We start from the raw sequence: 10,095 nt of genomic DNA, 5'->3' as shown, positions 1-10,095 counted from the left end.
GAGGACCCGGTGCCCCGAGGGCCGGCGCCGCGCAGAACCCGCAGCCGGAGGGCCGGCGCCCTCACACCACCGAGAACCCCGCGGCGAGGGGCTCCCGCCCGCTCAGCGCGAGCAGGAGCTCCTCGCCGCGTCCGGATCGAGCGGCCAGCCCGCCGGTCAGCGCGCAGCACGCCTCGACGGCCTCGCCGGGCAGCGCGTGCGGGATCCCGGTGGCCCGCGAGAGGTCGAGCGTGTGCACGACCAGCTCGAGCAGCCGGGTCCGGAGGTACTCGTCCAGCTCGATCGCGTGGCCGCCCACGGCGACGAGGCGGCCGGGACGCTGGGCGGCGACCAGCTCGACCGCGCGGCCCGCCGCCTCCGCCAGCGCCTGAGCCGGCCTGTCGCCGAGCAGCAGCCCAGCCTCGACCCCGCGCCGCGCCACCGCCGCGGGGTCGGCGACGTTCCCGGCCAGCGCGGCGTAGTAGTCGAGCGCGTCCTCGATGGTCGGCTCGGGCGGCTCCGGAGCGAGGAGGTACGCCTCGACCGTCAGCACCGCCCGCGACGCGTGTCCCGCGAGGCCGCGGACGTCCCAGGCACCGAGCCCCGGCTGCTCCCACTGGTCCTCCCGCACCTGCGCGAGCAGGCCGACGAGGGCGGCGGCGGCGGACTCGAACAGCGCGGCGGTGCTCATGGAGCCATGCTGGCACGGTGCCCCACACTGATCGCATGAGCAGTCCCCGCCGCCCCGGTCCCGTCACGCTCGTCGGCCGCTCGATCGTCCTCGAGCCGCTCGCCGCCGACCACGTCGAGCCGCTCGGGCGGGCGATCGGGCATCCGGCGGTGTTCGCCGGCGGCTACGGAGGAGGACCCGCCGGCCTCCCCGGCACCCCGGAGGAGTTCCGCGCCTTCGTCGACCGCTACTACCCCTGGGGCACGGGCCTGCCGTTCGCCGTGCTGCAGGAGGGGCGCGTCGTCGGCACGACCTCGCTGGCCGACTTCGACGAGACGCGCGAGGCGGCCCACCTCGGCTGGACGGCCTACGCGCCCGAGACGTGGGGCACCGTCGTGAACCCGGAGGCGAAGCGGCTGGTGCTCGGACTCGCCTTCGACAGCGGCTACGAGCGGGTGAAGCTCCAGGCGGATGCGGTGAACGCGCGCTCGCGGGCCGCGATCCTCCGCCTCGGCGCCGTGTTCGAGGGGGTGCTCCGCCACGACCAGCGGCGGGCCGACGGCTCGTGGCGCGACACGGCCGTCCACTCGATCCTCGCGGCCGAGTGGCCGGCCGTCCGCGACGCGCTCGACCGCCGGATCGACGCGGCGCTAGCGCTCCCTCCCTCGACCGCGCAACCGCTGACCGGGCGGCCGCCCGAGGAGTAGGAAGGAGGCATGGAACGCATCCACTACGCCGGCAGCTCCGTGCTGACGGGTACCGCCATCGCGCGGTCGCTGCTGGCCTACGCGGAGGCGCTGGCGCTCACCAAGGGGTCGATCACGGTCGACATCCCGATCCGCCAGGAGTCCGGCCGGCCCGGACGGGCGGCGCTGCTGATCGGACCGGCGAGCCAGCTGTTCTCGGAGTCCGAGGACGACGGAGCCGAGGAACTGCTCGACGAGGAGCTCGTCGAGCGCTTCACCCGCGAGACGGCCCGTCTGGGCGTCTCGCACCCCGTGGCCGAGGAGGACGGCGGCGCCGGGCCGCTCTCCGCTGTCGACACCGAGATCCCGCAGTTCCACGGCGAGGACGACTCCTGGTGAGCATCCGGGGCGCCGGTAGGATCGACACTCACGACTCCGCCCGACCCTTCGCGGACGGGCGACTTCCCGAACGGAGAACCGCCTGATGGGGCGACTGATCTACGACTCGACCCTCGAGGCCGACTTCGACGACCGTCTGCTGGCGCACCTGCAGATCGTGATCGGCTCGAAGCTCGCGCGCAACGAGTCCTTCTACTTCTCGTGGAAGGACTCGCAGGCGGTCGGCGACGGACGCACCTCGATCTGGCTGCACCCCGCCATTCCGCTGCGCTTCAAGTACCACGGCGGCCGTGCCCCGAACATCAACCCGGACTGGATCCGCCAGCTGCTCGCCGATTCGCACACGGCGCACGGGCTGCGGATCAGCGAGGAGCCCCACGGGACCGCCCGTCAGAGCGAGGAGAGCATGCTGTGAAGCGCGTCGAGATCATCTACGGCGGAGCGCCGTTCAGCCTGAGCGAGACGTCGGCCGCGGAGGTGCGCGAGAGCATCGACCGCGCCCTGGACGGCTCCGCGTCGCGCTGGATCACGGTGAACCAGGGCGAGGGCGAGCCCCGCGAGACCTCGATCCTGATCACGCCGGGAGTGGCGTTCTCGGTCGCCGACGTCGCGCACTGAGGTCGACGCCGCGGTCACGGTGATCGCCGCCGCTCACGCCGCCGGCTCGGTCCGGGGCGCTCGCACCGCCGGCCCGCCTCGGAACGACTGCCGTCCTCAGTGCACCCGCGCCGCTCAGCCCGCCAGCACGCGCGGGAACTCCCCCGGGATCTCGCTCGCGAGGTACCCGGCCGGGCCGATCCGCGCGGAGAGGCGCGTGTCCGCCTCCGTGTGCAGGAACGCGCCCCACGCGGCCGCGCCCATCGGGTCGACGCCGCGCCCGCGCAGGCCCGCCGTCGCTCCGGCGAGCACGTCGCCGCTGCCCGCGGTGGCCAGCCCGGGGTGCTCGCCCTCGATCCGCACCGCGTCGCCGTCGGGCGAGGCGATCGTGTTGAACAGGCTCACCACCGCGCCGTAGCGCTCGGCGACCGCGAGGGCGGCCCGCTCGACGTCGTCGACCTCCTCGCCGAGGAGCCGGGACGCCTCCTCCGAGTTCGGGGTCAGCAGGAGCCGGCCCGCGAGCCTCCGTGCGAGACGGCGCTGCCCGGGCAGGACTCCGAGCGGGAAGGCGTCGAGGTGCACAGCCGGCACGTCGTCGAGGAGCGGAGCGAGGGCCCGCAGGGTCGCGGCGGTCGCGCGCGGGTCGTCCAGGCCGGGTCCGATCAGGGCGACGTCGGCGGAGGAGAGCTCGCCGGCCAGGACGTCGAGCCCGCGGCCCGAGACGGAGCCGGTCCGGGTCTCCGCGAGCGGGACCACTCCGCACTCCGGCAGCGCGACCGCGGTGGCCGACGCGACCGACTCGGCGACGCAGAGCGTGATGCGCCCCGCGCCGGTCCGCAGCGCGGCGGTCCCCGCGAGGATCGCGGCGCCGGGCGTCTTGCGGGCGCCGCCGACGACGACCACGTCGCCGCGGGAGTGCTTCGAGCCTCCGGGCTCCGGGAGGGGCCAGCGCTGCTCGAGCAGGGCGCGGGAGACGAGGTCACTCATGAGGGTCTCCTTCTCCGTCCGCGCGGTCGTCGTGCCGGGTGACGGGGGTGCCGGAGCGCTCGAGGTGGGACGTGCGGTTGAAGAGGTCGAGGCGCCACGCGCCGCCGTCGCGGACGAGACGGGTGACGGAGCCGTTGGCGACGGGCGTCGAGGCGCCGATGTCGAGCAGCTCGTGCTCGGAGAGGCCCTCGAGGACGTAGCGGAGGACGAGGACGACCGCGTCGTGGCAGAAGAGGATCGCCGGCCCGGGAGGCGCGGCGACGGCGAGGTGGTCGACGAAGGCGCGGACGCGGAGCGCGAGGTCCGTCCAGGCCTCGCCTCCCGGCGGCCGGTAGTAGAACTTGCCGAGCCACTCGCGCCGCGCCGCCTCCTCGGGCATCCGGGCCCGCACGCCGGCGGAGGTGAGGCGGTCGGTGACGCCGAGGTCGCGGTCGCGCAGGCGCTCGTCGGGGCGCAGCCGCAGGTCGATGCCGGCCTCGCCGAGGGCGAGACGCGCGGTCGCGGAGGCGCGGCGGTAGGGCGACGTCCAGGCGGAGGCGGGCCGCGCCTCCTCGGCCAGCCAGCGGCCGAGCGCGCGCGCCTGCTCCTCGCCGGCGGGGGAGAGCTCGACGTCGGGGTCGCGGCGGTCGACGGCGATCTCGTGAGCCCCCGAGGCCTCGGCGGCGCTCGCCGCGATGTTGGCGAGGCTCTCGCCGTGACGGACGAGGAGGAGCTCGGTCGGGCCGGTGGAGGAGGCGGGCATGGCTCCACGCTCCGCCTCGCGGGCCGGAGGCGCCAGGGGGTTCCGCCGCGGCGACGCGGGTTGCTACGGAGTCGTCAGGGGTTCCGCCGTCGTCAGGGCGCCTCTCCGTCGGCGCGCTCCTCCGCCGAGACCGCCGTGACGACCGCGGTGAGCGTCTCGGGGTCGCTCAGGATGCGGAAGTGCCCGCCGGTCTCGATCCGGACGTTGACCGCGCCCTCGAGCATGCTGCCCTCGGGGATGTGCGGATCGAAGAGGCCGAACACGGAGGTGATCCGCGCGTTCGCTCCGGAGCGGCTCGACAGCAGCAGGGTCGTGGCGTCGCGCGGCGAGAAGGCGCGCAGGCTCCGGAGGACCAGGTAGGGCGCGTAGCGGGAGCCGCCGAACGGGGTCGCCACGGCGACCATCCGGTCGACCCGGCCGTCCGGGTCGAGCTCGGTCATCACGTACTTGCCGATCAGCCCGCCCTTGCTGTGGGCGACGATCACCACGTTGCGGAGCCCGTGCTCGGCGAGGTAGGCGGCCACGTCCTCGGCCGTCCGGGCGACCGGGCGGCCGTTGCGGCCGAGGCTCGTCAGCACGTGGAGAGGGTGCCCGCGCTCGTGCAGCGGATCGATGATCGGGCGGAGGAAGGACCAGGTCTCCCAGATCCCCGGCAGGACCACGACGGGCCGCCGGTCGCCGTCGAGGTAGTCGTCCGGGGCACGGCGCGAGAGGACGCCGCGCACCTGCCAGGCGACGGCGTAGGCGTAGTCGCGGATCCACCAGACGGCGTCGCGGACCAGGCGCCGGAGCCGGCTCATGCGGCCGGCTCCGACCGGAGGGGGAGCGGGGCGGCGGGCCTCTCGCCGAGCGCGGCGGCGAAGCGGAGGATCTCGCGGGCGAGCGCTCCGGGCTCGGTGCGGGGGACGACGTGGCGCGAGCCGGCGAACTCGACGAGCCGCCCCTCGCGCGCGTGGGCCGTGAGCCGCTCGCACCAGTCACGGGTGGCGATCGGATCGTCGCGGCCGCGGGCGACGAGGACCGGCACCTCCAGCCGGGCGACGCGCTCCTGCACCGGATGCCTCAGCATCTCGGGCAGCTGGCGCAGGTACCAGCGCAGGCCGCCGCGCAGGTAGTCGGCCAGCAGGATCGCGTCGACGCCCACCGGCTCGCCGAGGCAGTCCCGCAGCAGCGCGAGCCCCTGGCGGACCGCTCCGGGCCGCTGCGGATCCACCACCGGCCCGATGAGCACCGCGCCGTCGACCAGGCCGGGCGCGCGCAGCCCCAGCTCGACCGCCACCTGCGAACCCATCGAGTGCCCGACGACGACCGCGCGCGAGACGCCCAGTCCGCGGAGGACCTGCTCGACCTGCCGCGCGTGGTCCTCGAGGCCGATCCTCCGCCGCGGTCGCGCGTTCGCGCCGAAGCCGGCGAGGTCGACGCCGATCACCCGGCCGTGCCGCTTCAGGCGGGCGGCGAGCGGCGAGAAGGTGTGGTGCGACATCCCGATCCCGTGGATCAGGACGAACACCGCGCCCGCTCCGGCCGGACCGGTGTCGACCGTCCGCAGCGTGACGCCCTCGACCTCGTGTCGCACGGGGAGGACGCGGCGGGGCGGTGTCGGCAGCATCGTCCCAGGCTAGGGATCGGCGGCCGGCCGCGCGGGGGGATGCGCCCGCTCCCGCCGTGGTCTAGGCCGCATCCACCCTGGGGAGGAGCGTTCACCCCGCCGGCCGCCGGCGGTCCCCGCCGAGCGTCCCGTCGTGCCCGCTGTCAAGCGGCTCCTCCGCGGCGGCGCCCCTGCCTAGCCTCGGAGGAGGGGGTCGGCGTGCGCCGCTCCCGGAGGGATGACGCCATGCGGATCGCGATCGTCGGGGCGACCGGCAACCTGGGGACGGCGCTGCTGCGGCGCCTGCACGGCGAAGCCGGGGTGGAGGAGATCGTGGGCATCGCCCGCCGGGCCCCTCGGCTCCGCTCGGAGGAGTACCGCGACGTGCGCTGGGTCGAGATCGACCTCGCGTCGAGCGTCGCCCCGCGGCGGCTCCGCGAGGCCTTCGCCGGCGTCGACGCCGTCGTGCACCTCGCCTGGGCGCTGCAGCCCAGCCACGACGAGCCGTTCCAGCGGCTGGTCGACGTCGGAGGCACCGCGGCCGTGCTCGAGGCGGTCGCCGCCGCGGGAGTCGGCCAGGTCGCCGTCGCCTCGTCCGTGGGTGCCTACAGCGCGGCGCCGAAGTCGATCCGGGTGACCGAGGACTGGCCCACGGGCGGCCTGCACACCTCGACCTACAGCCGCCACAAGGCCGCGAACGAGCGGCAGCTCGACGCCTTCGAGGAGCGGCACCCCGAGATCGTCGTCACACGCCTGCGCCCAGGGCTCGTCTTCCAGCGCGGAGCCGCGACCGAGATCGCCGGGCTCTTCGCCGGTCCCCACTACCCGACGCGGTGGCTGAAGGCGGTCCGGATCCCGGTCCTGCCGCTGCCGCGGAGCATCGTCTTCCAGGGCGTGCACGCCGACGACGTGGCCGACGCCTTCTGGCGCGCGCTCGACCGGCGCGCCGGCGGGGCCTTCAACATCGCGGCCGAGCCGGTCCTCACTCCGGAGCGGCTGGCGCACGCCTTCGGCGCCCGCCTGGTCACGGTGCCGTTCGGGCTGCTCCGCTCCGTCGTCACCGCGACCTGGTACCTGCGCCTGCAGCGCACCGACGCGGGCTGGCTCGACATCGCGGGCAACGTCCCGGTGATGTCGACCGAGCGCGCCCGCGCCGAGCTCGGCTGGGCGCCGACCCGCACGGCGGAGGAGGCGCTCGCCGAGCTCGTGGCCGGCCTGGCCGACCGCTCGACCGTCCCGGGCTCGCCCCCGCTCCGGGGATGATCCGGCCGGTCGTCGATCGGAGGCGAGCCCTCCCGGTCAGTCGGCGACGCGGATGAGCACCTTGCCCGTCGCGCCCTGCTCGACCGCGTCGTGGGCGGCCGCGGTCTCCTCGAGCGGGAACCAGGTCAGCGGGAGGCCCGCCTCCTCGCCCACCGGGAGCGCGCCGTCGACGAGCGCCGCGGTGATGTCCTCGGCCGCGGCCTGCAGCGCCTCCTCGCCCTCGGTGTAGAGCAGCAGGCCCTGCCAGCGGGCGTTCTTCGCGAAGCTCGCGACGATCGGCACGGTGAACTCGTCGCCGTTGTTGTTCGCGTAGTACCCGATGCTGCCGTGGTTGGCGAGCACCTCGACGTCGAGCGCGGCGTTCTGAGCCGGTGCGACCTCGACCACGTGCTGGACGCCCTCGGGGGCGAGCTCGCGGATCCGGTCGGCGAGGGCGTCGTCCGGGTACTGCAGCACGTGCTGCGCACCGGCCGCACGGGCGAGCCGCTCCTTGGAGTCGCTGCTCACCGTCGCGATGACGGTCGCCCCGGCCCAGACCGCGAGCTGGATCGCGGCGTGCCCGACGGCTCCGGCGCCGCCCTGGACCAGGACGGTGCGGCCGGCGAGGGCGCCGGGGGCGAGGCGGGAGGGGCCGTGCTCGTGCACGGTGAGGGCGCGGTGGGCGGTCATCGCGGGGACGCCGAGGCTCGCGGCGACGTCGGTGCCGACGCCCTCGGGCAGGCGCACGACGTGCTCGGCGGCGAGCACCGCCGACTCCTGCGCGGTGCCGGTGGGGCGGCGGTGCGCGGAGAGGTACATCCAGACCCGGTCGCCGACGGCCAGGCCCTCGACGCCCTCGCCCAGCGCCTCGACGACACCGGCACCGTCCTGGTTCGGCACGACCTCGTCGAACGCGAGGTCGCCGTCGGCGCGCGCCTTCCAGTCGGTCGGATTCACGCCCGACGCCAGGACGCGGACGCGGACCTCGCCGGCGCCCGGCGCCCGCTCCTCCCGGTCGACGAGGGAGAGGACGGAGGAGTCACCGGTGCGGGAGTAGACGATCGATCGCATACGGAGGGCAAGGAGCGCGGGCGGCGGTGTATTCCCGGCGGCACGACGAAGGGCGGCGGGCCCGGAGGCCCACCGCCCTGTCAGCGCCGACGGATCAGTGCTGCACGTCCTCCTGGACGGCGTGCTTGGCCTCGCGGGCCGAGTCCTTCACGTCGTCGGTGGCGGAGGTGCCCGCCTCCTTGACGTTCTGCGCGGCGTCGGTCGCGGTCTCCTTGACGGAGGCGAAGGCCTGCTGCGCGGGCTCGCGGAGCTCGCTCGCCGCCTCCTTGGCCGCGTCGGTCACCTTGTCGACGACCGGCTGGGCCTGCTCCTTGACGCGGCTCGCCGCCTCCTTCTCCTTGCTGGAGGCGGGGATGAGCGAGGCGACGAGGAGTCCGGCGCCGAGGGCGATGAGCCCCACGGCGAACGGGTTGCCCTCGGCCTTGGCCTTCGCCGAGCCCGCACCGCTCGAGAGCGAGTCGGAGGCGTCGTGCGCCGAGCCCATCACGCGGTCGCGGACGGAGCCCACGGCCGACTTGACCTTGTCGGTCTGACGCTGCGCGATGGCGGACGGGCTGACCTTCTCGGCCAGCGCGTCGACGTCCCCGCCCAGCTCGAGGCGCGTGCGCTCGATGTCCGCCCGGATCTCCTCGGGTGTCTTGTTCTGTCCTGCGTCGTACGTCATCGTCCTGCCCCGTTCGGCTTGAGGGTGTCGGGAATCTTCTTGAGGGAGTCGACCGTCTCGGGAGCGCCGTCGACCTGCTTCAGGCTCTTGCGGCCCACCGCGTAGAGGATCGCGGCCACGATCGCCCAGATGACGGCCACGACCACTCCGGACCAGCCGTTGCCGATCAGAGTGCCCAGGCCCCACCAGAGGGCGATCGAGAGGAAGAGCACGGCCATCAGCGCGGCGTAGCCCGCCCCGCCGAGGAGGCCCGCTCCCTTGCCCGCCTTGCCGGCGGACTCCTTGAGCTCGGCCTTGGCGAGGGCCATCTCCTGGCGGATCAGCGTGGAGAGGTCGCGCGAGACCTCGCCGAGCAGATCGCCCAGAGACGTCGACCCGGCCCGCTGGTCGGGCGTCTCCGTCGAGCGGTGGACGCCCGTCGGGTCGGTCACAGCCGGCCGCCGTTCGGGAAGCCGCCGTCGAGCGGGTCGGCGACGGGCTCGGTCGGCGCGTAGTCGCGCTCGAGGGAGCTCGAGCCGACGGTGCCGTAGGCGGACGCGACGGGCGCGTCGTACGCGGAGGCGTCGGAGTACGCGGTGGTCGAGGCGGGGGCGTCGAACTCGGGCCCGTCGGTGCGGGTGCTCGTCGCCTCCTTCTCGTCCTTCGCCTCGGCGGTCAGGGCGCGGATGAGGCGCCCGCCGACGAGTCCCGTCGCCGCGGCGATGAGGATGAAGGCACCCGGGCGGCGGCGGGCGAACGCGCGGACGTCGTCGAGGAGCTCGGACGGGTCGCGGTTCTCGAGCCACGAGGCCACACCCTGCACGCGGGTGGCCGCCTGGGAGACGAGCTTCGCCGCGGCGTTGTCGCTGCCGCCCTCGCCGTTGGCCAGCGCGGTCAGGTCGTCGCTGAAGGCGCGGGCGCCCTTGGCGGCGTTCTCCTTCTGGGCGTGGGCCTGCTCGGTGAGCTGGGTGCGGCTCTGGTCGTAGAGGTCCTTGACCTGGACCTTGGCCTCCTGGACCATGTTGGCGGCCTCGTCCTTGCCGGTCGAGAGCACTTCGCTCGCGGCCTGCTTGGCGTCGCCGGCGACGGCGCCGGCCTGGTCCTTGGCGGTGCCCGCGGCGGCGCTCGCCTTCTCCTTCGCGGAGTCGGCCGTGCTGCCCGAGGAGGAGCGGGAGGAGGTGTCCGTGGAGGCGACGTGCGCCCCGCTGTCGATGGGGGTCTCGGTCGCGCCGAAGTTCGCGGCGCCGTCTCCGAACGGAGGTGAAGCGGGATCGATGTTCGACATCGTCTGTCCCTTCCAGGATCGAGTGGGGAATGAATGCGTGCCGGCGTCGCCAGTCTGTTCGGGCCCTCGAGTACCGGGAAGGGCATAGCGGCTGACCCCCTGTTGGGGCTACCATCCCGCGCCCACGAGGGCGGGGCCCGAGAGCCCGTGGATCGACTGCTCCGCCACCGCGTCAAGCCCCTTCTGACCCGCGAACAGGGCTCCCT

14 protein-coding genes are annotated in these 10,095 nt (G+C 74.8%); 5 read left to right on the top strand and 9 right to left on the bottom strand.

What is annotated here, in order from left to right; translation table 11 throughout:
- Positions 1 to 61: 61 nt before the first annotated feature.
- Positions 62 to 670 carry a maleylpyruvate isomerase N-terminal domain-containing protein gene (locus C5C99_RS09415; protein ID WP_104225706.1) on the bottom strand — a complete coding sequence of 203 codons (609 nt, stop codon included), beginning with the start codon at positions 668 to 670 and terminating at the stop codon, positions 62 to 64.
- A gap of 35 nt (positions 671 to 705) precedes the next feature.
- Here C5C99_RS09415 and C5C99_RS09410 point away from each other — a divergent pair, with 35 nt between their 5' ends.
- From C5C99_RS09410 to C5C99_RS09395, 4 genes are all read left to right on the top strand, one after another.
- Complete coding sequence (locus C5C99_RS09410; RefSeq protein ID WP_104225705.1) at positions 706 to 1,356, top strand: GNAT family N-acetyltransferase; 651 nt, start codon at positions 706 to 708, stop codon at positions 1,354 to 1,356.
- Between the two features lie 9 nt (positions 1,357 to 1,365).
- Positions 1,366 to 1,734 (top strand): hypothetical protein, encoded by a 369-nt coding sequence (locus C5C99_RS09405; protein ID WP_104225704.1) that lies wholly within the window; start codon positions 1,366 to 1,368, stop codon positions 1,732 to 1,734.
- An 85-nt stretch (positions 1,735 to 1,819) separates the two neighbouring features.
- Positions 1,820 to 2,149 carry an ATP-dependent DNA ligase gene (locus tag C5C99_RS09400; RefSeq protein ID WP_104222776.1) on the top strand — a complete coding sequence of 110 codons (330 nt, stop codon included), beginning with the start codon at positions 1,820 to 1,822 and terminating at the stop codon, positions 2,147 to 2,149.
- Positions 2,146 to 2,352, top strand: a complete 207-nt coding sequence (locus C5C99_RS09395) for a hypothetical protein (RefSeq protein ID WP_104222775.1) — start codon at positions 2,146 to 2,148, stop codon at positions 2,350 to 2,352. Before C5C99_RS09400 ends, C5C99_RS09395 begins: the two co-directional genes overlap by 4 nt.
- Before the next feature lie 114 nt (positions 2,353 to 2,466).
- Here C5C99_RS09395 and C5C99_RS09390 read toward each other — a convergent pair whose 3' ends face one another.
- From C5C99_RS09390 to C5C99_RS09375, 4 genes are all read right to left on the bottom strand, one after another.
- Positions 2,467 to 3,318, bottom strand: coding sequence for an ADP/ATP-dependent (S)-NAD(P)H-hydrate dehydratase (locus tag C5C99_RS09390; RefSeq protein WP_104339998.1), 852 nt, complete (start codon positions 3,316 to 3,318; stop codon positions 2,467 to 2,469).
- Positions 3,311 to 4,060, bottom strand: coding sequence for a histidine phosphatase family protein (locus C5C99_RS09385; RefSeq protein WP_104222773.1), 750 nt, complete (start codon positions 4,058 to 4,060; stop codon positions 3,311 to 3,313). The genes C5C99_RS09390 and C5C99_RS09385 overlap by 8 nt, the downstream gene beginning before the upstream one ends.
- A 92-nt stretch (positions 4,061 to 4,152) precedes the next feature.
- A complete protein-coding gene (locus C5C99_RS09380; RefSeq protein WP_104222772.1) occupies positions 4,153 to 4,860 on the bottom strand; it encodes a triacylglycerol lipase in 708 nt (235 codons plus the stop codon).
- Entirely contained in the window at positions 4,857 to 5,669 is an 813-nt protein-coding gene (locus C5C99_RS09375; RefSeq protein WP_104339997.1) for an alpha/beta fold hydrolase, read from the bottom strand. The genes C5C99_RS09380 and C5C99_RS09375 overlap by 4 nt, the downstream gene beginning before the upstream one ends.
- A gap of 225 nt (positions 5,670 to 5,894) precedes the next feature.
- Here C5C99_RS09375 and C5C99_RS09370 point away from each other — a divergent pair, with 225 nt between their 5' ends.
- A complete protein-coding gene (locus tag C5C99_RS09370) occupies positions 5,895 to 6,911 on the top strand; it encodes an NAD-dependent epimerase/dehydratase family protein (RefSeq protein WP_104292740.1) in 1,017 nt (338 codons plus the stop codon).
- Positions 6,912 to 6,947: 36 nt separating this feature from the next.
- On the opposite strand, the gene C5C99_RS09365 is transcribed toward C5C99_RS09370, so the two are convergent.
- The 4 genes from C5C99_RS09365 to C5C99_RS17515 all read right to left on the bottom strand — a co-directional run bounded on the left by C5C99_RS09365 (position 6,948) and on the right by C5C99_RS17515 (position 9,889).
- Positions 6,948 to 7,961 carry an NADPH:quinone reductase gene (locus C5C99_RS09365; protein ID WP_104339996.1) on the bottom strand — a complete coding sequence of 338 codons (1,014 nt, stop codon included), beginning with the start codon at positions 7,959 to 7,961 and terminating at the stop codon, positions 6,948 to 6,950.
- A 94-nt stretch (positions 7,962 to 8,055) separates the two neighbouring features.
- A complete protein-coding gene (locus tag C5C99_RS09360; RefSeq protein ID WP_104222768.1) occupies positions 8,056 to 8,625 on the bottom strand; it encodes a DUF3618 domain-containing protein in 570 nt (189 codons plus the stop codon).
- Entirely contained in the window at positions 8,622 to 9,056 is a 435-nt protein-coding gene (locus C5C99_RS17520) for a phage holin family protein (protein ID WP_104222767.1), read from the bottom strand. Before C5C99_RS17520 ends, C5C99_RS09360 begins: the two co-directional genes overlap by 4 nt.
- Positions 9,053 to 9,889 (bottom strand): hypothetical protein, encoded by an 837-nt coding sequence (locus C5C99_RS17515; RefSeq protein WP_104339995.1) that lies wholly within the window; start codon positions 9,887 to 9,889, stop codon positions 9,053 to 9,055. The genes C5C99_RS17520 and C5C99_RS17515 overlap by 4 nt, the downstream gene beginning before the upstream one ends.
- Positions 9,890 to 10,095: the final 206 nt, after the last annotated feature.

The sequence above is a fragment of the Rathayibacter sp. AY1C4 genome, assembly GCF_002932195.1.
Taxonomy (GTDB): domain Bacteria; phylum Actinomycetota; class Actinomycetes; order Actinomycetales; family Microbacteriaceae; genus Rathayibacter.
The sequence above is the reverse complement of the archived record's forward strand: the minus strand, read 5'-3'. Positions and strand labels throughout refer to the sequence as shown.

Coding starts and splice junctions, on each gene's coding strand:
- C5C99_RS09365 (WP_104339996.1), bottom strand. CDS start 7,961: ATGCGATCGATCGTCTACTCCCGCACCGGTGACTCCTCCGTCCTCTCC.
- C5C99_RS17515 (WP_104339995.1), bottom strand. CDS start 9,889: ATGTCGAACATCGATCCCGCTTCACCTCCGTTCGGAGACGGCGCCGCG.
- C5C99_RS09400 (WP_104222776.1), top strand. CDS start 1,820: ATGGGGCGACTGATCTACGACTCGACCCTCGAGGCCGACTTCGACGAC.
- C5C99_RS09360 (WP_104222768.1), bottom strand. CDS start 8,625: ATGACGTACGACGCAGGACAGAACAAGACACCCGAGGAGATCCGGGCG.
- C5C99_RS09390 (WP_104339998.1), bottom strand. CDS start 3,318: ATGAGTGACCTCGTCTCCCGCGCCCTGCTCGAGCAGCGCTGGCCCCTC.
- C5C99_RS09415 (WP_104225706.1), bottom strand. CDS start 670: ATGAGCACCGCCGCGCTGTTCGAGTCCGCCGCCGCCGCCCTCGTCGGC.
- C5C99_RS09370 (WP_104292740.1), top strand. CDS start 5,895: ATGCGGATCGCGATCGTCGGGGCGACCGGCAACCTGGGGACGGCGCTG.
- C5C99_RS09385 (WP_104222773.1), bottom strand. CDS start 4,060: ATGCCCGCCTCCTCCACCGGCCCGACCGAGCTCCTCCTCGTCCGTCAC.
- C5C99_RS09380 (WP_104222772.1), bottom strand. CDS start 4,860: ATGAGCCGGCTCCGGCGCCTGGTCCGCGACGCCGTCTGGTGGATCCGC.
- C5C99_RS09410 (WP_104225705.1), top strand. CDS start 706: ATGAGCAGTCCCCGCCGCCCCGGTCCCGTCACGCTCGTCGGCCGCTCG.
- C5C99_RS09405 (WP_104225704.1), top strand. CDS start 1,366: ATGGAACGCATCCACTACGCCGGCAGCTCCGTGCTGACGGGTACCGCC.
- C5C99_RS09375 (WP_104339997.1), bottom strand. CDS start 5,669: ATGCTGCCGACACCGCCCCGCCGCGTCCTCCCCGTGCGACACGAGGTC.